This is a genomic window from Campylobacter hepaticus (assembly GCF_001687475.2).
Lineage (GTDB): Bacteria > Campylobacterota > Campylobacteria > Campylobacterales > Campylobacteraceae > Campylobacter_D > Campylobacter_D hepaticus.
On record NZ_CP031611.1, the window covers coordinates 1,130,485 to 1,154,658 of the forward strand.

Sequence of the window (24,174 nt, forward strand, 5' to 3'; positions counted from 1 at the left end):
AGGAGAAAAAATGGCACAAATACTTAGTCCAATACCTGGAACATTTTATAGTAAAGTTAATCCTGATGCAGCCCCATATGTAGAAATTGGTACACAAGTAGATGAAGAAAGTGTAGTTTGCTTAATAGAAGTACTAAAAACCTTTCATGAAATTAAAGCAGGAGTCAAAGGAAAAATTGTAGAGATCAAATATAAAAACGAAGATTTTGTTAATCCAGGCGATGTTTTATTTATTGTTGAGCAATAATATTGAATTTTAAAGGAGTTTAGTATGCCTTATAAAGCTAAAAAAATCAAAAAGGTCCTTATTGCTAATCAAGGCGAGATTGCAGTAAGAATTATTCAAGCAGCACATGAACTAAATATGCAAACTGTTGCAATTTACAGTGATGCTGATCGCGGTAATTTAGCATCTCAACTCGCAGATGAAGCTGTTTATATAGGAGAAAACTTAGCCAAAAAAAGTTATTTAGATATTGAAAAGATCATTCAAGCTGCCAAAGCTGTCAAGGCAGATGCTATTCATCCAGGTTATGGTTTTTTAAGTGAAAATTCAGAATTTGCCAAAAGAGTTATTGAAGAAGGTATGATTTTTGTTGGTCCAGATGCTGAAATTATAGAAACCATGGGAGATAAAGCAAAAGCGATTTTAAAAGCAAAAGAAGCTTTACTTCCTACGATTACAGGAAGTAAGCTTATTTCTAATTTACAAGAAGCTCTACTTGAAGCAAAAAAAATTGGATATCCTCTACTTGTTAAAGCCGCTTCAGGTGTAGGAGGAAAAGGAATAAGGCTTATTAACAACGCACAAGAATTAGAAAATCAATTTTTAGTAGCTAGCACTGAAGCTAAAGCAATTTTTGGTGATGGAAGTATATATCTTGAATCCTATTTACCTAAAGCAAAACATATTGAAGTTCAAATTCTAGGAGATGGAGAAAATGTTGTTCACTTATATGAAAGAGAATGCTCTTTACAAAGAAGAAGACAAAAGATCGTAGAAGAAGCCCCAAGTCCAAGTTTAAATCACGAAACTAGAGAAAGAATTTGTAGTAGTGCTGTCAAATTAGCAAAACTTGTAAAATATAAAGGAGCTGGAACTTTAGAATTCTTATATGATGAAAATAAAAATGCTTTTTATTTTTTAGAAATGAATACAAGAATTCAAGTTGAACATGCAATTACAGAAATGATAAGTGGGGTTGATTTGGTTAGAGAAATGTTAAAAATTGCTGATGGACAATCCTTAAAATACAAACAAGATGATATTCAAATTAGAGGTCATTCTATTGAAATTAGAATTAATGCTGAAGACCCTGAAAATAATTTTTTCCCTTCTCCTGGAAAAATTGAAAACATAACTTATCTTACAGGAGCAGGAATAAGGCTAGATTCTATGTTGTATAATGGAAGAGTAATTCCTCCTTTTTATGATTCTTTAATTGCTAAAATGATTATTCATGATGAAAATCGTCCTATGGCAATTTGCTCTAAACTTGAAAATATGAAAATTCAAGGTATTATTGAAATTTGTCCAGCAAATGCTTCTTATATGATAAGATTTAATCCAGATATTTTACATTATAAAAAAGCTTTAGAAATTTTACAGAATTTAGAAAAAGAAGTTGGAGATAATAATGCTCCAATTACAACTAGAATTATTGAGTTTCCTGTCTTTTATAAGGATCCTTATACTTATGAGGTTGGAGTTAAATTTAGAGATCACCACCAATGCAGAGCGCCAAATTCACAATTTGATCCTAATTTAATAGATATAGAATATGCAGCCCAAATTAATGGCTATAAAGATGTAGACGATTTTATTCAAGCTCATTCTAATAGCCCATGGTTTGTAAGTATGATAGGCTTTGTGGCAGGATTACCTTGGCTTTATCAATTAGTAGAAAAATGAAAACAAATCCAAGTTCCAAAATATCTTAAAGCTAGAATTGATACTCCTAAATTAACCGTTGGACATGGAGGTTGTTTTGGATGCATTTACGCTGTAAGAGGCGGTGGGGGTTATCAAATGATGGGTGTAACCCCAGTGCCTATTTGGGATCCTAATCAAGAATTAGATTATTTTAAAGATTCTATGGTTTTTTTAAAACCAGGGGATATTATAAAATTTACCCCTTGCACTCAAAATGAGTATGATAAAATGCTTAAAGAAGTAGAAAATAAAACTTTTAAATTAAAAATTAAACAAGTTGAATTTTCATTAAAACACTGGCAAGAAAATCCCAATCAATACAATCAAAAACTTTTGGAGGTACTTCATGGCTAATATAAAAATTATTGAACCAGGTTTAGCAACTTATGTAGAAGATGCAGGAAGATATGGTTATTATCATCTAGGTATTCCTCCAGGATGAGCTTTAGATCAATTTTCTTTTAAAATAGGCAATTTACTTTTAGGAAATGATGAAAATGCAGCTGCATTAGAAGTTTGCTTAATGGGACCTGTTTTAGAATTTAATGAAAAAAGCTATATAAGTATTACAGGGGATAAAACCACCCCCATAGTAAATGGAGAAAGAAAAAATACTTATAGTGTTATAGAGATTCCAAAAGGAGGAAGGTTAAGTTTTGACTATTTATATGGAGGAGCTAGAATTTATATTTGTGTTAAAGGTGGTATTGATGTTCCTATTGTAATGGGATCAAGATCAACCTATCCTTTAGGTGGTATAGGTGGTTTTAAAGGAAGAAAATTAGAATCAGGAGATATATTACCTATAGGTGATTTCAATTTTAACCCTAAACTTAATCAAAGTATACCTGAAGAATTCCACCTCAATTTAAAAGATGAAGGAAATTTAAGAGTGGTTCCTGGTTTACAAGATTATAAATTAACCCAAGAATCATTTGAAGGATTATTTGACGATGTTTTTAACGTATCAAGCCAAGCAGATAGAACAGGATATCGTTTTAAAGGAGGTAAAAAATTACATTACAAAGATCTTCCTCAACCTTTTGGAGCAGGAAGTGATTTAAGCAATATTCCTGATGCTTGTTATCCTGTAGGCTCAATGCAAGCTCCAGGAGGTAATGAACCTATTATTTTATTACGTGATGCACCTAGTGGAGAAGGTTTTGCTATGTATTGTACTGTAATTAGTTGTGATATGGATAAATTAGGACAACTACCTCCTAGACATAAAGTCAAATTTAAAAAAATAAGCATAGAAGAAGCTTATGAAGCAAGAAAACAATATCAAGCTAAATTACAAAAAGTAAAAGATCTTTTGGGATATTAAACCCAAAAGAATCTAATTAATGTTTATCCTCCTTTGTTTGGCTTTTTCCCATTAAAATAAAAATATAAGCAAAAAATGCAATGAAAAATGTAATAGTAGCATACCAATTAGCACCCCAACTAGAATGATACACAAACACTCCAATCCCACTAGAAATAAACCAAGCTAATAAACCACTTATTTCAAAAGCAGGTAATTTTTTAGAATCTATCTCAGGAACAATTCCAAAATATTTTTCTCTATTTAGGATTTAAAATATGTGCAAGTGCAATAGCTACCCAAGAAACAACAAAAATACCTTGATAAGCTAAGGCTTGTAAAAGATAAGAAAATACATCAAGAAGCATCAAAAGAAAAACAGTAATACCAACAAAAATTGCCCATACATACTTTGAAAGATTAATTTTTAAAATTTCTTCAAAAAATGCTTGCATATTTGTTGTGGCTAAAAAATAATTAGCCGTATTAATTCTTGTTTGTGTAATCCATACAAAAATGAGACCTAATACACCCATAAGATCAATAAACACAAATGCTACTGCTATTTCACTAGTAGTTTGTGTAGGAACAATTAAAACAAGATATATACCCGCTAAAGCCGATAAAACAAAAGTAATCAAATAAAAAGGGATCCCAAAAGTGATAAGAGAATGAAATTTTAAATCTTCTTTTTTTCCAAAACGTGCAAAATCAAAAGTAAACATCATCAAAATCCAAACATCCATATAATATACAGATGCATTCCACCATCCATATTCAGGTATTTCTTTTGGACCCATACTAAACCAAGCATTACTATATCCATAATACATTGTTGCATAAATGACTGCACCTATTAATCCAACAATGTATAAAGGAAGTAAAATTCCATTAAATTTATCTAACCAATGCTGCACAGAACCAAAAATAAGTGGTACACTATAAAGAACAACAAAAAATGCAGCAATCCAATAAGGAAGAGAAGAAAATTGATGGTGCAAGGCAATAGCAATGACAGAACCCTCAAATACAGCATAATAAATCGCTGTTGCAAAAAATATAAAAGTAGCCAAGGCAGCTCCTGTATGTCCAAACAAAACTCTTGAAAAAAGAGCTACAAATAATCCTGTTTTTATAGCATATTGTGAAATAATACCATTAACTATAGAATAAGCTACCACTGTGATGATTAAACCAATAAGTGCATTTTTAGTTCCATATGTTTGTGCCATTGCTACACCAACAACAATATAAAACAAAGCACTACATACTCCAAACCAAGCCATCATTAAAGAAAATCTTGAAGATTTTTGATCATCTTTAATAATGCATGTTGACTCATCTGTTGAATGTCCGTGTAATAAATCATTTTGATTATGACTAATCGCTGCCATAGTTTATCCTTTTTTATTTTATTCAAGTTGTATCAAGATGGACGCACAAATACTTAAGCTCTAAATAATCTTCTATACCATATTTAGAACCTTCTCTACCCAAACCACTTTGCTTAATTCCACCAAATGGAGCTACTTCTGTTGAAATAATACCTGTATTAACTCCTACCATACCCGATTCAAGAGCTTCACAAACCCTCCACAAGCGCGATAAATCTTTTGTATAAATATAAGATGCTAAGCCAAATTCAGTATCATTTGCCATTTGTATAACCTCTTCTTCTGTTTCAAATTTAAACAAAGGGGCTAAAGGACCAAAGGTTTCTTCTTTTGCCACAAGCATGTTTTGATTTACATCAGTAAGAATTGTAGGCTCAAAAAAATTAAAACCTCTTTCATGGGGCTTTCCTCCAATAATAAGCTGAGCTCCTTTATTTATTGCATCTTGTATATGTTCTTTAACCTTAAAAAGCGCTTTTTCATCAATGAGCGGTCCTTGAGTTATCCCATTTTCTAAGCCATTTCCTATTTTTAATAAAGCAATTTCTTTTTTTAATTCTTGTGTTAATTCATCATAAATTCCACTTTGTACATAAATTCTATTAGCACAAACACAAGTTTGACCTGTATTTCTAAATTTAGAGGCTAAAATTCCTTTAACTGCAGATTCAATTTTGCATCATTAAACACAATAAAAGGGGCATTACCCCCTAATTCTAAAGATAATTTTTTAATTGTCTGAGCACTTTGTGCCATTAATTTCCTTCCAACTTCAGTAGAACCTGTAAAGCTAATATTTCTAACTATATTACTTTTACAAAAAATATTACTAATTAACTCAGCTTTACCCGTAACCACTTCAAAAACTCCTTTAGGAATTCCTGCTTTTCTTGCTAAAATTTCCAAAGCATAAGCACTAAGAGGCGTTTGCATTGCTGGTTTAACTATCATAGAACAACCAGCAGCTAATGCAGGAGCAACTTTTCTTGTAATCATTGCTGAGGGGAAATTCCAAGGTGTAATTGCTGCACACACTCCAATTGCTTGTTTAAGAACAAGAATTTTCTGATTTTTTTGAGTTGGAGCAATAATATCACCTTCAATTCTCCTAGCTTCTTCAGCAAACCATCTGATAAAGCTTGCAGAATAATTGATTTCTCCTAAAGATTCCTCAAAGGGTTTTCCCATTTCAAGAGTCAGGATTTTAGCTAAATCTTTTTTATATTCTAAAACAAGCATATACCATTTCCATAAAATATCAGCTCTTTGCAATGCTAAAAGATTTTCCCATTCTTTTTGTGCCGTTTGAGCTTGTAAAATATTTTTTTCAAGTTCTTCTTCTGTAATATTATAAACATAAGCAAGAATTTCATTATTTGCAGGATTATTTACTGCAGTGTAATTGTCTTTTTGTGTTTGAGATACAAAAGGATGAGTTAAAAGATTATAATTAATCATGCAATTGCCTTTTTAATAGACTTATTTAAAATATTTAATTCTTGAGTAAATTGTTCATAGGTATTGTAAGTGGATATAAAAAACGAATCACATTACCATAAGTCCCACAAGTAAGCAACAATAAACCTTCTTCCATAGCATAGTTTTGAACAGCTTTTGCAAATTCTGGACTTGGTTTGTCATCTTTAAAGAATTCAGCAGCAACCATTGATCCTATGCCTCTTACTTGAGCAAGCTCTTTGCAATCTAAAGTTTTAAGATTAGCTTTTAATTGTTCTCCTAATTTATTTGCACGCTCAAGAAGATTATCTTCTTTAAGTATATTAATAACTTCTAATGCAGCAGCAATTCCAATTGGACTGCCTGCATAGGTTCCCCCTAATCCACCTGGATTTGGAGAATCCATAATATTTGCTTTTCCAACCACTCCTGATAAAGGAAATCCCCCTGCCATGCTTTTTGCCATACAAATCATATCTACTTTTGCATCATAGTGTTCCATTGCAAAAATTTTTCCTGTTCTTCCAAAACCAGTTTGTACTTCATCAGCTATTAATACAATTTTATATTCATCAGCAAATTTCCTTAATTCTTGAACAAAATCATGAGGAGCTTGATTAAAGCCCCCTTCACCTTGAACAGGTTCAAAAATAATCGCAGCAATATCATAAGGAGAAATCGAACTTTTACAGATATATTCTATGCTTTTCATAGCATCTTTTGTTGAAATTTCATACATTTGATTAGGAAATAATGCATGATAAATTCCAACAGAACTTATTCCAAAGTCCGCCTTATAAGGAGAAACTTTTCCTGTTAAACTCATGGATAAAGTTGTTCTTCCGTGGAAAGATCCTCCAAAAGAAATAATACCGTATCTTTTATAGTATAAGCTTTTGCAATTTTTATTGCATTTTCAGTTGCTTCAGCCCCTGTTATAAAAAAGCAAGTTTTTTTTATCACCCTCAATAGGAGCTAATTGATTGATTTTATGTGCTAATTGTAAATAATTCTCATAAGGAGTAATTTGATAAGCTGTATGAGTAAATAATTCTAGTTGCTTTTTAACTGCTTGAATCACTCTTGGATTTCTATGGCCAACATTTAATACAGCTATGCCGGATGCAAAATCAATATATTCTTTATTATTTTCATCCCATATTGTTGCATTTTCTGCTTTAGAAGCATACCATTGACACAAAACATTAATGCCTCTTGGAGTTATCTTTTCTCGGAATTGATTTAAATTTGTCATTTGTTTCATTTTTATTCAAAACTATCTTGATTATATTGTGTTTCCTTAAAAAGGATACTTAATAAATATTACAAAGATTTAATTTATGATAAATAGTTACTTTATTACACATATATGCTATATTTTATGTAATTTTATTATTTTAGAAACTATTTTTAAATTAATCAAAATAACTATTTCCTATTTATAGCTCTTAATATTTCAAATAATGACTTATAGTACAAAAATATTTTACAAAAAGTAATATTTTAAAATATAAAAACTAAAATATACTTAAAAAATAAATAAAAATTTAAACAAAGGATAAAAATTGAGAATAAACAACTTGTTAAATAAAGAAATTATAAACCTTTTATATTTTTGATATATTAAATCTTACAAATATCAAAATAATTATTAGGCTTCAAATATTATTTTAATGTTTTATATTTTTTCTTAATTTTATAATTTCTTCTAAAAGCAGAAATTTAAGCTCTTTAAGTCCTATTTTTTCAAGACTTGATACTTTTATTAAAAAACTTTGAGGATTATTATCACTTTTAAGATAATTCTCTAATTCTTCTATATTAAAAGCAATTTGTTTAGCAAAATCTTCACCTAAATTAATGCTATCACTTTTTGAAATCATAATACCAAAATTACGGATAAAAAGTTCTTTTGAAAATTTCTTAAGCTCTTTCCTTAATACAAGAAATTGCTCTTTTAAAGATATTTCTCTCATAGGATCTAAAACAAAAAGTAAAAAACTTGTCCTTTCAATATGTTTTAAAAAAGCGAGTCCTAAACCTTTACCCACACTTGCACCTTCAATAATACCTGGGATATCTGCCATTACAAAAGAATTATATTCATCCACATCAACAAGTCCAAGTTTTGGAGTAAGAGTAGTAAACTCATAATTTGCAATTTCAGGTTTAGCATTTGAAACTACACTTATTAAAGTAGACTTTCCCACATTTGGAAATCCTACAAGCCCTATATCAGCAATTAATTTAAGTTCAAGTCTTACTAAACGACTTTGACCTTCAATACCAGGCTGTGCATAATCAGGACATTGATTAGTAGAATGTTTAAAATGAGTATTTCCAAGACCCCCTTTACCACCTTTTAAAAAAAGCTTTCTTTCTCCTTCTTTAGTAAGATCTAGTAAAATTTCATTAGTGTAAACATCAATCACTTGAGTTCCTTCAGGTACAATAAGCTCTAAATTTTGACCCTTTTTTCCGTTTTTATTACGACCCATGCCATTAGCACCATTTTGGGCACGTAATTCTCTTTTTCCTTTAAAATTAATAAGTGTATGGGTATTATTATCACAAACAAAAATAATATCACCGCCATTTCCACCATCTCCACCATCAGGACCACCTAATGGAACATGTTTTTCACGACGAAAACTTACAGCACCTTTACCACCATTACCTGAAGCTAAAGTAATTTTAACACTATCAATAAACATCCTAATTACCTTTAATTTTAAATTTAAAACTAAACGAAGTATAAAAGAAGCTAAATTTACAAATTTAAAATTTTTAAGACACTAAAAAGCGTCTTAAAAATTTATGCAGGATATACAGAAACTTTTTTTCTATCTTTATCTTTTCTTTCAAATTTTACAAAACCATCAATAAGTGCAAAAAGAGTATGGTCCTTACCCATACCTACATTATTACCTGCATGAGTTGCAGTGCCTCTTTGACGAATAATGATATTTCCAGCTCTAACAAACTCGCCACCAAATTTTTTAACACCTAAACGACGACCTATAGAATCGCGGTTATTTTGAGTTGAACCTTGACCTTTCTTGTGTGCCATTTTTTACTCCTTAAACTTTAATATCTCTTACTATAACACGAGTAAATTGTCTTCTAAAACCTCTTTTAAGCTTAGAATCTTTTCTGCGTCTTTTTTTGTAAATTACAACCTTTTTATCTTTTCCATGGTTAATCACTTCCAAAATAACCTTTGCACCTACTACAAAAGGTGCACCTACCTTTAATTCTTTATCATTAATAGCAAGAACTTCACTTACTTCAATACTTGATTTGCTTTGAGCTTCAAAATGATCGAGCTTTAATTCATCGCCAACGCTCACTTTGTATTGCTTTCCGCTGTGCTTAATAATAGCATACATTGCTTTTCCTTAAAAATTAATTTTTGGTAGTACCATAAAGCACCCTATAGTAGGGATTTAAAAGCTTTAATGGCTTAATAAAATTTTTATTTTATAGAATTTTTGTTTAATTCTTAATGAATTTAAGAAAAATTTTAAAATTTAAATTATAAAACATATCTCCTACTAAATTTAAAAATTAGCTTCTGATTGATAAAACCAAAAATTTTTACCAAGTTACTGATTTAGTAGATCCTGTTTTATCTATGGTTTGCTCATCTTCCCAATACACCAAACCTGAATTTAAATCTGTAAGTCTTAACAAGAAAAAATATTCAACTTGAGTTTTACCATTACTAAGCCTTACATCATCCTGTCTGATTTTACCTGTAAGAGAAAAATCAGGCGAAACCAAAGTTCCTTTTTTTGCAATAGTTTTTTGATCAAATTCATCATTATATCTTAATTCTCTTACATCTTCACTCATACTATCAAGTGCACCTCCTGCTGCTACTGCCGAAGTTAAAATAAATTTACCCGATTTTCTTAAAGCTGAAGTAATTTTTGCAGTAAGTTTTTCAGTATCAATTCTTTGCGGAGTATCATTAATTACTCTACCCATAGCAACGACTTTTCTTTGACCTGGTTTAATATTTGCAAAAGCTGGATCACTAAGCATGCTATTTATCATACTTTGGGCTGCATTTTCAAAATCTTCCCTATCAAGTCCTAAACTCAAAGCATTACCTTGTTTAACCTGACTTGCTTTTCCATCTGTATAAACATTTTTTGCACAAGCGTTAAAAAATAAAACTCCCGCACAAGTCATGCTCAAAATTTTTATTATTTTCATAATACCTCCTATAAATTTAATTTCTTGTTTTAATATCTATTGTAAAATCTTTTATTCTTATATCAGGAGCAACTTTATGAAGAATTAACTCTTGTTGTGCTGAAATTCTTAAGGTTTGATAATTTTGATTTATGGCATCTTTTAAAACAAATCCATCTTCATCCAACCAATTGATTTTATAAATTATATCTTGAGAGAAAGCACTTTTTAAAATAATTTCTATTTCTAATAAACCATTGACATTAATACGCTTTTTAAAACTTTTTACCAAACCATTGGGTAATTTTGAACTTAAAGTATGAGCATTAGAATTAATCTCATAACTTGAAACACAAGCGCTTAATAAAAACATTAAAATAAATAAAACAATTTTTTTCATTTTTAACCTTATTTTTAAATTATTACAACACTCAAAGGTAGATATGGGGCAAAAGAACGCACTATTACAAGAATATTTTTATTTTTATTCACTTCATTTTGAAACAAAATATTGCCTTTAGGATCTTTAATCTTTAAATTTCCTTTATTTTCAACTATTGCAATACCTATATTTTTGGGTAAAGATCTCCAAGAACGTACATCAACTTTACTTATAGCAGCATTAGTCAATACGGTTGCAAAACTTAACCAACCTCCTGTATAATCATTGTTTGCAATAGCTGCATTTAAAGTTATTTTAACTATAGTTTGAGTCAAGGCTTTAATAATCATGGCTGGCATATTAATTTTAAACTCTGTAGCAACAATATTATCTAAATCTACAAAAAAATTTGTATTTTCATCATTTACACTTAAATTCGTAAAAGATATTGCTCTTTTTTTTAAAGTTTGTAAAGCCATATTCACACTAAGGAGTTTTTGATCTATAACAAAAGGTAAAATTAAGTTAAATTCATCTTTGATAACACCAAAACCATTTTCATAAACCACAAAAATATATTTTAGCGAATCTTTAACATTTGTTTTTGTAGCATATTTTTCAAAAATCATAGCCATTTCTTTTATAGTTTTATTATTAGGGTAAATAATAGCTACTTCTTTAAATAAATCTGCTGCTTTTTGATAATCTTGATCTAAGAAAAAAAAGATTGAAGCTAAATAAGTAGCATAAGGATTAACAAAATCTTTTGTTGTATAAAATTCTTTAAACAAATTATCATACTGCCCTTGTATAAATTTAAAATTATCATTCATATTTTTTTTATAACTTGGATCCTTTTTAACTTTTTCTATATTTTCGCGATTTTTTTCAATTTCTTTAGCAAAATATTCTTTTGCCTTATCTTGACGCATTAAAGCACGGTTAAATTCTACCCTAGCATTAATGTAATCACCCAAGCTCATAAAATTTAAACCCTTATAAACATTAACCATAATCCTTTCATATAAAGAACCTTCATAATCAACTATAGTATCATTTAACAAAGTTGTTGCAAGAAATTTGCTACCTTTTTTTGCCGTGTTTTCCAAATCTACATCATATTTATAAGATTTTTCAGCAGCATCAAAAAATACATTACTTCGATTAAAATCACCACAATTTCTAGCAATTAAAGCTGTATTTAATCCTATATAAATTACATCATGATTATTTTGAATTTTTTTTAAATTTTGATTGAAAAAATCATCTTTACAGTATTTTTGAGTCAAAGCATTATCAAATACTTTATTTTGATTAATTTGATTAGTGCAAGCAAACAGAAAAAAACTTAATAAAATCAACCCAACTTTTATTTTCATCAAAAACTCTCTATTTCAAAGAAAATTAAAACAAATATTATTAAGCTAGTATATACTTTAAAAGCTAATGGATATAAATCCTAGGAAAACCTAGGATTTATTGTGCTAAAATTGAAGCCAAAACAAAACCTAAACTTACAGCAATAACAATAGTTAAAACACCTGGGATAAAAAAAGAATGGTTGAATATAAACTTACCAATTTTAGTTGTTCCCGTATCATCCATTTGTACTGCACCCAATAAAGTAGGATAAGTTGGAAGCACAAAAAGAGCTGAAACTGCAGCAAAACAAGCAACAAGCATGTAAGAATCATGGGGATTTGTTGTTGAAATTCCCAAAGCAGTAATGATTACAGGTACAATAGCTTTAGCAGTAGCTGCTTGAGAATACAAAAGCATACTTGCAAAGAAAAAAGCTACTGCAAGCATAGCAGGGGTTTGTTTTACCCATTCACTTGCTATTTCTTTAATCGAATCCTCATGTCCCCCAACAAAAGTATTTCCAAGCCACGCTACACCAAATACACAAACACAAGCGGTCATACCACTTTTAAATACACTAGTATCAAGAATTTTACTTGGTTCAACCTTACAAAGCCAAGTGATTAAAGTTGCACAAGCAAGTAAAAAGCTCATAATGGCTGCATCTCTTGGAACAATAACAGGATCAATCCATTTAATATTACTAGAAATTGCAGTAGCATAAAGTACAACCAATAAAACTGTAATCAAAAAAATTCCCACTGAAAGTTTTGCACCTGGCTTATCTTCACCATGTAAAATATTACCTGCATCTTTAACAAGCCCTGCTTTTAAACGTTCTTGATAAACAAAATCTTTACTAAGATCCATAGGGGTGATTAAACTAAGTATAAAAGCTGTCAACATACAAGCAATAAAAGTAGTACTTATCCAAATGCCAATCAAAGTAGGATAATTCCAACCCAATGGTTCTAAAACCCCGCTCATATAAACTACTGCAGCACTTACAGGAGAAGCAGTAATTCCAATTTGAGATGAAACAACTATTAAAGAAAGAGGAACACTTGGCTTAATATTTTGCGATTTGGCAACATCTACTACTACAGGCATTAAAGAAAATACTGCATTACCTGTTCCTGCAAGAATAGTAAGCAACCATCCACAAGCAGGGGCTAAATAATTAATAAATTTTGGATTTGCTCTTAAAATTTTTTCTGTCAATCTAACCATATAATCAAGCCCACCTGCTTGCTGCATAGCTGAAATTGCTCCAATAGCCGCAGCAATGATTAAAATAACATCCCAAGGAATATTCCCTGGTTTCATCCCCAAAATAAGCCCTAATACAAGAACACCAAACCCTCCTGCATAACCTATAGCTATACCACCTAAACGAATACCTATAAAAATGGCACCAAGAAGGACAATTACTTGTAAAATTATCACGATATCCATCATTAAATCCTAATTATTTATTTTTTAGCTTTCATATGAGGATTTAACATATTTGATGGAGTTAAAATTTCTTCAATTTGTTCTTTGCTTAAAAGTCCTCTTTCAAGCACAATATCAGCTACTTTTTTACCGCTAGCCATAGCTTCTTTAGCTATACTTGCTGAATTTTCATATCCTATATAAGGATTTAAAGCTGTTACTATACCTACTGAATTATAAACAAAATCAGAACAAATTTTTTCATTTGCACTAATACCATTAATACATTTATCAGCTAAGGTATACATTGCTTTTTCTAGCATTACAATAGAATTAAATAAACTATAAGCAATAATAGGCTCAAAAACATTAAGTTGTAATTGCCCACCTTCACTTGCAAAAGTCACTGTAACATCTGCACCAATTACAGCATAGCAAACCTGATTAACCACTTCAGGAATAACAGGATTTACTTTACCTGGCATAATAGAACTGCCTGGTTGCATTTTTGGTAAATTAATTTCATTAAAGCCACATTTTGGACCACTACTTAAAAGCCTTAAATCATTACATACTTTAGAAAGTTTTGTTGCAACCCGTTTTAAAACACCTGAAATTTGCACATAAGCTCCTGTATCTTGGGTTGCTTCAATTAAATCTTCAGCCACAGTATATTCAAAACCTGTTACTTCTCTTATTTTACTTTCCACTATTTTTGGATAATCAGGATGAGAATTAATACCTGTTCCTATAGCAGTTCCACCTAAATTAATTTCTAAAATCAATTTTCTAGCTTCTAAAACCCTTTGTATATCTTCACCTATCATCACAGCAAAAGTTTTAAATTCACGACCTAAAGTCATAGGAACAGCATCTTGGAGTTGTGTTCTACCCATTTTTAATATGTCTTTAAATTCTTGAGCTTTTCTTTCATAAGCTTTTTTTAAATATTCCATAGCTTTTGCTAAATCACTTAAATAATCATGTAAAGCAAGATGTAAAGCTGTAGGATAAGCATCATTAGTACTTTGACTTAAATTCACATGATCATTTGGATGAAGATATTGATACTGCCCTTTTTGATGTCCCATAAGTTCAAGTGCAATATTGGCTATAACTTCATTAGCATTCATATTTGTACTTGTTCCAGCACCTCCTTGTATCATATCTACTACAAATTGATCATAATATCCACCCTCTAAAATTTTATCACAAGCTTTAATAATAGCATCTTGGATATTTTTATCCAAAAGCCCTAATTCATAATTTGCCATAGCGGCTGCTTTTTTTACTCTAGCTAAGGCTCTAACAAAACGAGGAAAATCTTTTAACCTATCATGAGAAATATTAAAATTTTCAATAGCTCTAAAAGTTTGAACTCCATAATAAACTTCATCAGAAATTTCTAATTCACCGATAAAGTCATGTTCTTTTCTTGTTCCCATATTAAAAAACCTTTCATAAAAGTATTTGAATTTAAACTGGCGCGAAAATCAATTTAAATCACCCGATAATAATATTGCATTTTTAGTTAATAATTGATTAATAAATAACTTAGTTTCAAAATACTTTAAATTAGGTATTTATATACTTACATTTAATTTTCATTAATATAAATATTTTTATTTGTTTTAAAAAAAATTAATATATTTTTATCAACTTTTTTGTTAGAATAAAAAGCTTTAATACTTTAAAATAATGGAAAAAATTTATGACAACAATAAAAATAAATATAGACAAAATTAAAATGAATCATGATTGGAAAGATTTCCTAAAAGAAGAATTTAAAAAACAATATTTTTTAGATCTTAAAAAACAATATATCAACGCTTTAAATAAAAATATCACTATTTATCCACCTGCTAATTTAATCTTTAATGCTTTTAACTTATGTCCTTTAAAAAAATTAAAAATAGTTATCATAGGGCAAGACCCTTATCACCAAGCAAATCAAGCAATGGGGCTTAGTTTTTCAGTACCTAAAGGAATAAAAATTCCCCCAAGTCTTAAAAACATCTATAAAGAATTACAAAATGATTTAAATATTACTCCGCCTAATAATGGAGATTTAAGTCCTTGGGCAAAACAAGGTGTCTTACTTTTAAATTCCATACTTAGCGTAGAAGCCAATAAAGCAGCAAGCCACAGTTCATGGGGTTGGCAAAAATTTAGTGATGCAGTAATCTTAAAACTAAGCAAAGAAACATCAGGACTTGTTTTTATGCTTTGGGGAAATTATGCAAAAAGCAAAAAAGTATTAATTGATAATAAAAAACATTTAATACTACAAGCTGCTCATCCTAGTCCTTTAGCAAAAAATAGCTTTTTAGGTTGTAAACACTTTTCACAAGCTAATGAATTTCTAAAAAAATTAAGCAAAAAACCCATAAATTGGGAAATACTTTAAATTAATTAAATAACTCTGCTTAATAATAAACTAAGATTTTACAATTTTTCCTACTTAAAGAAATATTTTACTTTAGACAAAACGAATGATTTTGATTTAAAAAGCTTAAGTATATTTTATTTGGCTTAACAAAATAATACTTATGCTTGTATAAATTTGACCTCTCAAAAAATCTCAAATTCATACTATTTTATAATTTATTATCTTTTTCTAATTGATTGATATTTAAAATAATAAATTTATAGCTTAAATAAAGCGTTAAAGGCCAAGATAATAAAAACAAAATATGAAACATCAATTACTCCTTAATATGTATGATCATTATTTTCCATTTCTTCGCGAGTGATTTTTATCCTATCCATTGCCCTCCAAACATAAATAATATAAGTTAAAACAAAAGGAACAAGCAAAGATACATAAGCCATAACACTAAGAGTATAATAACTAGAGCTGGCATTTTTTAAAGTTAAAGAACTTTGCAAATCCTTTAAAGAAGGATAAAAAGCACTTTCTCCAAGTCCAAGACTTGATAACAAAGAAAAAACTGTCAAAACCGTTCCAAGTCCTAAAGTAAAAATAGCCTTAGAACAACCTTTTGACCCTTGAAATACACCCAATAATACTAAAACAATACCCATTAAAAATAAAATAGCCAAAAAACTTGCATTTAAAAAATTATATAAATATAAATTGGCGCTTAAGCTTACAAAACCATTTTTATCAACACCAAAACCATCTTTTATAAAAATCCAAACCAAAAAAGCTAGAAAAAAAGGTAAAAACAAAATACCATTAATTGTAAGTTTTTTCATAGCTTTTATTTTAATGTTTTCATCATTAATATTATTCATAAAATATGCAGCACCTAAAAGTCTAGCCAAAAATATCAAAGCCAAAGCTAAAAAATAATTAAAAGGATTAAATAAAAGCTCTAAACCGTGTAAAGAATTTTGCCAAAAAACGAAATTATTTTCATTTAAAGTAAATTCCAAACCACTAAAAAAACTACTAATAACAATTCCTATTAAAAACACACCTAAATAACCATTAATCTTTAAAAAAATTTCATAAGTTTTTAAACCATAAATATTATTTTCTTTTTTACGGTATTCATAAGCTATAGCTTGTAAAATAAAACAAAATAAAATACAAAGCCAAATCCAATAAGCTCCTCCAAAACTTGTACTATAAAAAAGCGGAAAAGCTGCACCACCAAAAAGCACAAAAGTTGTAAAACCTAATTCCCATTTACGCCCCAAAGAATTAATCAGCATAGTTTTTTCAAGCTCATTTTCACTCAATTCATCAATTAAAGTTTGACCCCCTTGCACAAAAAACATAAATACTAAAAGCCCTCCAAGTAAACTCAAAATCAACCACCAATAAATTTGCAAAGCTTGAAGTTCTAAACCAAAAAACATTATTTTCCTCCTTTGCTTATAAAAATACTATTCATGCGCTTTAAAACCCTTCTTAATTTGAGTAAACATAATTGTTATTTCAGCGATAAGCAAGGCGCTAAACAATGCTGCAAAAATCCAAAATGAAATTTGAACATTAATTTTACCTAAATGCGTTGCAGCTATATGCACAGGAAGCAAATCTTGAATTGCCCAAGGCTGTCTGCCTACCTCAGCAACAATCCAACCTGCCTCAGCAGCAATATATCCCAAAGGAATAGAAAATAAACACAACCAAAGTAGCTTTTTAAATTTTTCAATATCATTAGCCATGGTAAGATAAAGTATCACTACAAAGAGTATAAAGAAAAAACTACCCAAAGCTACCATAACATGAAAGCTATAAAAAGTTAAAGCTATAGGAGGGATAGCATCACTTGGCTTTTGCAAATAACCATAACCAAAATCTTTAAAATGGCTTTCTAAAACAGTTTTATGATTTAACATTGCTGAAGTATTATTATTCTCTTTAGCAATTTTATAATCTTTTAAAGCTTGTATAGCGATTTTACCTCTATCAATACGCTCTTGCATAGGTTTTATTCCTTTATTTTTATTCCCATAAATTAAATCTTCAATTCCTGGAACAAAAGAGTCAAAATCACGATTTCCTAGTATAGAAAGTGCATAAGGTATAGTGATATCAAACAAAAATACACTTTCATTATTATCTATAGTTTTTTTAGGATTTAAAATTCCAAAAGGAACAAGTCCAGCACGATGCTCTCCTTGATAAATGCCTTCCATAGCCGCAAGCTTCATAGGTTGTGTTTGAGTGACACGATAAGCGCTTTCATCCCCACTAAAAAATAAAAAAATTGAACAAACTAAACCAAAACTAGCCCTAACCACTAAACTTTTTTTAGCTTCTATAATATGACGTCCTTTTAATATAAACCATGCTGAAACCCCCATAACAAATAAAGCTGAAATCACATAACCGCTAGCTACAGTATGTAAAAATTTTGCAATAGCTACAGGTGAAAACGCTACTTCAAAAAAATTTTGCATTTCATTTCTTGCGCTATCGAGATTAAAACTCATCCCCTGAGGATATTGCATCCATCCATTTGCCACTAAAATCCAAAAAGCTGAGAGATTACTTCCTATAGCAACACACCAAGTAGAAAGCAAATGAAAACCTTTGCTAACCTTATCCCATCCAAAAAACATAACTGCAAAAAAAGTAGCCTCTAAAAAAAATGCCATAATACCTTCAATAGCTAAAGGCGCACCAAAAATATCACCCACAAACCAACTATAATTTGCCCAATTTGTTCCAAATTCAAATTCCATAATAATGCCAGTAGCTACACCAATAGCGAAATTAATAGCAAATAAAGATAACCAAAATTGAGTAATTTTCTTCCACTTTAGATTATGAGTTTTTACATAAATAGTCTCCATAATAGCAATTATAAAAGACAAACCTAAAGTCAAAGGTACAAACAAAAAATGATAAAGTGCAGTTAAAGCAAACTGCGCCCTTGACCAATCAACACTACTAAGCTCATTCATTAATATTTCCTTTATTTTCATTTAAAATGAGATTTTCAAACACAAAAGAACTTTTTTCTTTATCGCTTTTAAACATAGAATTAAAATTTACATCAAAAATAAATAATTTCAATATCACAAAAATTATAATAAACTTGATGATGATAATTTTCCATAAAGTTTTTCCTAATGTTAAATTTTTAAAACCTTCTTTATAAAAATTAAAAATTCTAAAAATATTAAAATATTTATAACACATAATGATTTTACCTTTAAAAATATAAGAAATTTAATATTTTGAGTTCGAAAATTATATTTAAATTTATGTTATTGCTTTCTTAAAACTAATAATAATTAAAATTATTATTAAAATACTGATTTAACAAAATTAAAACTTTGATAAATTAATCAATTTTCAATCTTATAAACTTTTATAAATTATTATATATCAAAAAATAAAACTAAAACAAAATGATTAAAATAATTATATTAAAAATCCTAAAAATTAATATTCTTAAATACCTAATAATAAAAAATTTTATACTTGTTTATAATAATATTACAAAAATACACAAAATCGATATAGATATTAAAATTCATCTATCTTAATCTAATAATTTTCTTATTTATATTTAATTTTTTGTTACAATATCTTTATTATAAAATTATCGAAGGAGAAAAATTGGAACAGATTTTAACATGGCAGCAAATCTATGACCCATTAGGAAATATTTGGTTAAGTGCTTTTATGGCATTTTTACCTATACTCTGCTTTTTGGCTTGTTTAGTTATTTTTAAACTTAAAGGTTATCAAGCAGGCTTTTTAACTGTTATATTTGCTACCTTAACCGCTTTATTTGTATACAAAATGCCCTGGAATTTAGTTGGAGCAAGTTTTATTCAAGGCTTTACTAATGGTATGTGGCCTATTGCTTGGATTATTATTGCAGCAATTTTTCTTTATAAACTTTCCATAAAATCTGGATCTTTTGAAATCATTAAAAAAAGCGTAATGAGCATCACTCCAGACCATAGAATTCAAGTAATTTTAATAGGCTTTTGCTTTGGCTCATTTTTAGAAGGTGCCATAGGCTTTGGCGGACCTGTAGCTATTACGGCTGCTCTTTTAGTTGGTCTTGGGCTACGTCCTTTGCAAGCTGCTGGACTTTGCTTAATTGCCAATACTGCCCCTGTAGCCTTTGGAGCAGTAGGAATTCCTATCATCGCTATGGCTAATCTTGTTGGCATAGAACAACATTCTATTTCAGCTATGGTGGGTAGAATGCTCGTACCTTTAAGCTTAACCATACCTTTCTTTATAATCTTTTTAATGGATGGTTTTAAAGGTATTAAAGAAACTTTTCCAGCTATTTTAGTTGCTACTTTAAGTTTTACAATAACACAATTTTTAAGCTCAAATCATTTAGGAGCTGAACTTCCAGATATTATCTCAGCTATTGTATCCTTAGCAATTACAACAATCTTTTTAAAATTTTGGAAACCAAAAAATATTTTTAGATTTGACAATGAAACTAATTTTAATCAAGATAACACTTTAAGTTTTAATCAAATTTTAAAAGCTTGGACTCCTTTTATTTTACTTATTGTTTGTATTATTATTTGGACACAACCTTGGTTTAAAGCCCTTTTTGATAAAGACGGCATATTAAGTTATACTAGTGTTACTTTACAATTTAGTAATATTACTAATGGAATTTTAAGCCCTTCTATTACAGGCACAGGAGAAAGCAAACCTTTAGCTTTATCCCTAGGAATAGATCTAATCAATGGAAAAACAGTTGCTCAAGCAGGAACAGCAATTTTACTTGCAGCTTTTTTAAGCATAGCTATTTTAAACATTAAAGCTGAAGAGGCAGCAGAATGTTTTTGGGCCACCTTAAAAGAAATGGCAATTCCTTGTATCACTATAGGTTTAGTTGTAGCTTTTGCCTTTATTTCTAAAAACAGTGGCATGAGTACAACTTTAGGTCTAGCTTTCGCACACACTGGTGGTGCTTTCTCATTTTTTTCTCCAATTATTGGCTGGATAGGAGTCTTTTTAACAGGTTCTGATACAAGTGCTAATTTACTTTTTGGAACTTTACAACAAATAAGTGCCCAAAAACTAAATATTAACGAATCTTTATTCTTAGCAGCAAATTCTGTTGGGGGCGTTGTTGGCAAGATGATTAGTCCTCAAAGTATAGCTATAGCTTGTGCAGCAGTAGGACTTGTAGGTAGAGAATCTGAACTTTTCAAATTTACGCTAAAATATTCTATAGCTTTTATTATTTTAATAGGAATTTGGACTTGCATTATAGCCTTTTTCTTGCAAGGTATTATTCCTGATGTTATAGTAAAATAAATTTTTGCAAGCAAAAAAGCTTGCAAAAATTTAAAATTATTTAATAAATATTTGTAAACAAAATTTACTTTATTGAATTTTACAAAACAAAATATCTAACTTACCATGCTACAAATAAGGAGTAATTAATGAAAAAGGTATATTTTTACGCCACATGCTTAGGAAGCGTTGCTATGCAAAATACAGTTTTAAATGCGATTAAACTTTTAAGACGCGAAGGAGTGGAAGTGATTTTTAAAAAAAATCAAACTTGCTGTGCTCAACCTTCTTTTAATTCAGGATATTTTAATGAAAGTCGTGAAATTGCTTTATACAATGCGAATTTATTTGATAAAGACTATCCCATTGTTGTACCCAGTGGATCTTGTGCTGGTATGATGAGTCACGATTATTTAGAACTTTTTAAAAACAAAACTGAATTATCCAAAATAAAAGACTTTAGTTCTCGTGTTATAGAACTTTCACAATACCTTGATGAAGTTTTAAATGTCAATTATGAAGATAAAGGTGAACCTATAAAAGTAACTTGGCATTCTAATTGCCATGCCTTAAGAATACAAAAAAGTATACAAGCAAGCAAAAATCTTATAAAAAAATTAAAAAACGTAGAACTTCTCAACCTAGAATATGAAGAAGAATGTTGTGGTTTTGGTGGAACTTTTTCTATTAAAGAACCTGAAATTTCTAATGCTATGGTAAAAAGTAAAATCAAAGATATACAAAATCAAGGAGTAAAATATCTTATTAGTGGTGATGGAGGATGTCTTTTAAATATAGATGGTACCATGAAAAGAGCAAATTTAGATATTAAAGGGATACATTTATATGACTTTTTACTTAAACGTTTAGAAGGAGAAAAATTATGAGTCAAAAAATTCCTCACGATCAAATCGTCAAAATCAAACTTAATGATAAACAAATGCAAGAAAATTTAATAACTGCAATGCATACTCTACAAAAAAATAGACTTCATGTTATAGATGCAAGGTTTAAAGATTGGCAAGGTTTAAGAGCTAAAGCCAAACAAGCTAAAAATAATGCTTTAATGAGTTTAGAAGAAAGACTTTTAGAATTTGAAAAAAATGCTACAAAAAATGGTATTATAGTACATTGGGCAAGTAGTGGTGAAGATGCTTGCGAAATAGTTTATGAAATTATGCGTGAAAAAAATATTACTAAACTCTTAAAAGGTAAATCTATGGCTAGCGAGGAAATAGGTTTAAACCACTATCTAGAAAAAAAAGGTTTAAAAGCTATAGAAACAGATCTTGGGGAACTTATCTTACAGCTTAATGAAGAAGCACCTTTACATATAGTTGTTCCTGCTATCCACAGAAATCGCAATGAAATAGGACAAATTTTCAAAGATAAGCTCAATGTAAAACTAGAAAATAATGATCCTAAAAATTTAAATGCAGTAGCAAGAGAACATTTAAGAAAAGATTTTGAAGATTTAAAATTAGGGCTTAGTGGGGTAAATTTTGCTATGTCTAAAGAAGGCGCTTTTTGGCTTATAGAAAATGAAGGTAATGGTAGAATGTGTACCACTGCTCCTGATATTCATATAGCACTTTGCGGTATAGAAAAAGTAATGGAAAGCTTTGAAGATGCAGCAACTATGGTTTCTTTACTCACCCCTTCAGCAACAGGACAATTTATCCCAACTTACAATAATATCATCACAGGGCCTAGAAAAAATGGAGACTTAGATGGCCCTAAAGAAGTACATGTAATTTTATTTGATCATAACCGTTCTAAAATGCTTGCACATGAAGATTATTATGAGGCTTTACGTTGTATTAGATGTGGGGCATGTATGAATTTTTGTCCTGTTTATGATCAAATTGGCGGACATGCCTATCAAACTACTTATCCAGGTCCTATTGGAGAAGTTATTAGTCCTAATATTTTTGGTATAGATAATACAGGAGATATTTTAAATTTTTGTTCTCTTTGTGGTCGTTGTTCTGAAGTTTGTCCTGTACAAATTCCCTTAGCAGATCTCATTAGAAAACTAAGATGTGATAAAATAGGACAAGGTAAAAATCCTCCTATAGGATCAAACAAGATTAATCATAATACTTTAGAATCATTTATTTTTAAACAATTTCAATATATTGCAACTCATGGTGATAAATGGCGCTTTTCAATTTCAAAAGCACATTATTTTAACTGGATGGTACATAATTTTGCAGGAGTATTACCTGTAATTAAAAAATGGCACGCCTTTAAAGAATTACCTCAAATAAAAACAGATCTTTATAAAGAAATCCAAAATTTAGAAGGAGTAAGCTATGAGTAAAATCTATGAAATCTCAAACAAAAGCAAAATAAATATTTTAAACGACCTTAAAAATGCTTACAAAGAAACCCATTTCACTCGTATTGAAAGCATAGATCCTGTAGAACATATTCAAACTAGTGATGACATGCTAGCTGAAATGAAACAAAAAATGAGTGATAACAAATATATTGTTGAAGATGCTACTAAAGATACTTTAGAGGAAAAAATCAATGAAATCATTGCAAAATATAATTATAAAAAAATGATCTATGGTTCAAATTTAAACTTAAATCTTGATAAAATCAAAACAGAAGAAAAAATCTGTTTTAATGAGAATATAGAAAATTTAAGACATGAGGTCTTTCATAGTGATTTTTCTATTATCCACGCAAGAGCAGGAATAAGCTCTCATGGCGTAGCTTTAGTACTTTCTAGCAAAGAACAACCTAGAATGCTAAGTCTTGCACCTAAGCTTTGCATTATCTTACTTAAAAAAGAAAATGTAGTAAAAAGTCTTTCTCAAGCTTTAAATTTAGTTAAAGAAGAAAATGCAATTTTACCTACAAATATCTTATTCATAGCTGGTCCTTCAAGAACTGCAGACATAGAACTTATAACAGTTTTTGGTGTCCATGGACCACAAATTGCACATATTATAATATATTAATTTTCCAAAAATTAATCCATAAAAC

20 protein-coding genes and 3 pseudogenes are annotated in these 24,174 nt (G+C 29.5%); 9 read left to right on the top strand and 14 right to left on the bottom strand.

Features of this window, described 5'->3' with window-relative positions:
• Nucleotides 1–10: 10 nt before the first annotated feature.
• The 4 genes and pseudogenes from A2J15_RS05585 (at nt 11) to A2J15_RS05595 (ending at nt 3,260) form a co-directional block, all read left to right on the top strand.
• On the top strand, nt 11–247 hold the full coding sequence (locus A2J15_RS05585) for an acetyl-CoA carboxylase (protein ID WP_066778463.1): 237 nt from the start codon (nt 11–13) through the stop codon (nt 245–247).
• A gap of 24 nt (nt 248–271) precedes the next feature.
• Nucleotides 272–2,014: pseudogene (locus tag A2J15_RS05590) on the top strand (ATP-binding protein); the annotation flags it as partial.
• Nucleotides 2,015–2,029: 15 nt separating this feature from the next.
• Nucleotides 2,030–2,287: a hypothetical protein gene (locus A2J15_RS07675; protein WP_240621324.1), complete on the top strand. Its 258-nt coding sequence runs from the start codon at nt 2,030–2,032 to the stop codon at nt 2,285–2,287.
• A 112-nt stretch (nt 2,288–2,399) separates the two neighbouring features.
• Complete coding sequence (locus A2J15_RS05595; RefSeq protein ID WP_240621321.1) at nt 2,400–3,260, top strand: 5-oxoprolinase subunit C family protein; 861 nt, start codon at nt 2,400–2,402, stop codon at nt 3,258–3,260.
• Nucleotides 3,261–3,499: 239 nt separating this feature from the next.
• On the opposite strand, the gene A2J15_RS05600 is transcribed toward A2J15_RS05595, so the two are convergent.
• The 11 genes and pseudogenes from A2J15_RS05600 to aspA form a co-directional block, all read right to left on the bottom strand.
• Nucleotides 3,500–4,633 carry a purine-cytosine permease family protein gene (locus A2J15_RS05600; RefSeq protein ID WP_124134791.1) on the bottom strand — a complete coding sequence of 378 codons (1,134 nt, stop codon included), beginning with the start codon at nt 4,631–4,633 and terminating at the stop codon, nt 3,500–3,502.
• Nucleotides 4,634–4,655: 22 nt separating this feature from the next.
• Nucleotides 4,656–6,091: pseudogene (locus tag A2J15_RS07970) on the bottom strand (NAD-dependent succinate-semialdehyde dehydrogenase).
• Between the two features lie 34 nt (nt 6,092–6,125).
• Nucleotides 6,126–7,355 (bottom strand): annotated as a pseudogene (locus A2J15_RS05610) (aminotransferase class III-fold pyridoxal phosphate-dependent enzyme).
• Nucleotides 7,356–7,761: 406 nt separating this feature from the next.
• Entirely contained in the window at nt 7,762–8,805 is a 1,044-nt protein-coding gene (obgE, locus tag A2J15_RS05615; RefSeq protein WP_066778461.1) for a GTPase ObgE, read from the bottom strand.
• Nucleotides 8,806–8,906: 101 nt separating this feature from the next.
• Nucleotides 8,907–9,161 carry a 50S ribosomal protein L27 gene (gene rpmA / locus A2J15_RS05620; RefSeq protein WP_066778460.1) on the bottom strand — a complete coding sequence of 85 codons (255 nt, stop codon included), beginning with the start codon at nt 9,159–9,161 and terminating at the stop codon, nt 8,907–8,909.
• Nucleotides 9,162–9,171: 10 nt separating this feature from the next.
• A complete protein-coding gene (gene rplU / locus A2J15_RS05625) occupies nt 9,172–9,480 on the bottom strand; it encodes a 50S ribosomal protein L21 (RefSeq protein WP_066778459.1) in 309 nt (102 codons plus the stop codon).
• Nucleotides 9,481–9,688: 208 nt separating this feature from the next.
• The gene (gene lpoB, locus A2J15_RS05630) at nt 9,689–10,312 is read right to left on the bottom strand and encodes a penicillin-binding protein activator LpoB (protein WP_066778457.1); all 624 of its coding nucleotides are present in this window, start codon (nt 10,310–10,312) and stop codon (nt 9,689–9,691) included.
• A 16-nt stretch (nt 10,313–10,328) separates the two neighbouring features.
• Nucleotides 10,329–10,691, bottom strand: coding sequence for a DUF1425 domain-containing protein (locus A2J15_RS05635; protein WP_066778455.1), 363 nt, complete (start codon nt 10,689–10,691; stop codon nt 10,329–10,331).
• 14 nt (nt 10,692–10,705) lie between these two features.
• A complete protein-coding gene (locus A2J15_RS05640; protein WP_066778453.1) occupies nt 10,706–12,052 on the bottom strand; it encodes a COG3014 family protein in 1,347 nt (448 codons plus the stop codon).
• 97 nt (nt 12,053–12,149) lie between these two features.
• Nucleotides 12,150–13,490: an anaerobic C4-dicarboxylate transporter gene (locus A2J15_RS05645; RefSeq protein WP_066778450.1), complete on the bottom strand. Its 1,341-nt coding sequence runs from the start codon at nt 13,488–13,490 to the stop codon at nt 12,150–12,152.
• Nucleotides 13,491–13,507: 17 nt separating this feature from the next.
• Nucleotides 13,508–14,914, bottom strand: a complete 1,407-nt coding sequence (gene aspA / locus A2J15_RS05650) for an aspartate ammonia-lyase (protein ID WP_066778448.1) — start codon at nt 14,912–14,914, stop codon at nt 13,508–13,510.
• Nucleotides 14,915–15,180: 266 nt separating this feature from the next.
• On the opposite strand from aspA, the gene ung reads away from it, so the two are divergent.
• A complete protein-coding gene (gene ung / locus A2J15_RS05655; protein WP_066778446.1) occupies nt 15,181–15,876 on the top strand; it encodes a uracil-DNA glycosylase in 696 nt (231 codons plus the stop codon).
• Between the two features lie 305 nt (nt 15,877–16,181).
• Here ung and A2J15_RS05660 read toward each other — a convergent pair whose 3' ends face one another.
• The 3 genes from A2J15_RS05660 to A2J15_RS05670 are packed head-to-tail and all read right to left on the bottom strand — an operon-like array spanning nt 16,182 to nt 19,092.
• Complete coding sequence (locus A2J15_RS05660; protein WP_066778444.1) at nt 16,182–17,297, bottom strand: cytochrome d ubiquinol oxidase subunit II; 1,116 nt, start codon at nt 17,295–17,297, stop codon at nt 16,182–16,184.
• A 27-nt stretch (nt 17,298–17,324) separates the two neighbouring features.
• A complete protein-coding gene (locus A2J15_RS05665; RefSeq protein ID WP_066778441.1) occupies nt 17,325–18,854 on the bottom strand; it encodes a cytochrome ubiquinol oxidase subunit I in 1,530 nt (509 codons plus the stop codon).
• Nucleotides 18,847–19,092, bottom strand: coding sequence for a DUF4492 domain-containing protein (locus A2J15_RS05670; RefSeq protein ID WP_066778439.1), 246 nt, complete (start codon nt 19,090–19,092; stop codon nt 18,847–18,849). The genes A2J15_RS05665 and A2J15_RS05670 overlap by 8 nt, the downstream gene beginning before the upstream one ends.
• Nucleotides 19,093–19,515: 423 nt before the next feature.
• On the opposite strand from A2J15_RS05670, the gene A2J15_RS05675 reads away from it, so the two are divergent.
• The 4 genes from A2J15_RS05675 (at nt 19,516) to A2J15_RS05690 (ending at nt 24,149) form a co-directional block, all read left to right on the top strand.
• Nucleotides 19,516–21,198, top strand: a complete 1,683-nt coding sequence (locus A2J15_RS05675; protein WP_066778438.1) for an L-lactate permease — start codon at nt 19,516–19,518, stop codon at nt 21,196–21,198.
• A gap of 128 nt (nt 21,199–21,326) precedes the next feature.
• The gene (locus A2J15_RS05680; protein ID WP_066778436.1) at nt 21,327–22,064 is read left to right on the top strand and encodes a (Fe-S)-binding protein; all 738 of its coding nucleotides are present in this window, start codon (nt 21,327–21,329) and stop codon (nt 22,062–22,064) included.
• Entirely contained in the window at nt 22,061–23,500 is a 1,440-nt protein-coding gene (locus A2J15_RS05685; RefSeq protein WP_066778434.1) for a LutB/LldF family L-lactate oxidation iron-sulfur protein, read from the top strand. Before A2J15_RS05680 ends, A2J15_RS05685 begins: the two co-directional genes overlap by 4 nt.
• The gene (locus tag A2J15_RS05690; protein WP_066778432.1) at nt 23,493–24,149 is read left to right on the top strand and encodes a LutC/YkgG family protein; all 657 of its coding nucleotides are present in this window, start codon (nt 23,493–23,495) and stop codon (nt 24,147–24,149) included. The genes A2J15_RS05685 and A2J15_RS05690 overlap by 8 nt, the downstream gene beginning before the upstream one ends.
• Nucleotides 24,150–24,174: the final 25 nt, after the last annotated feature.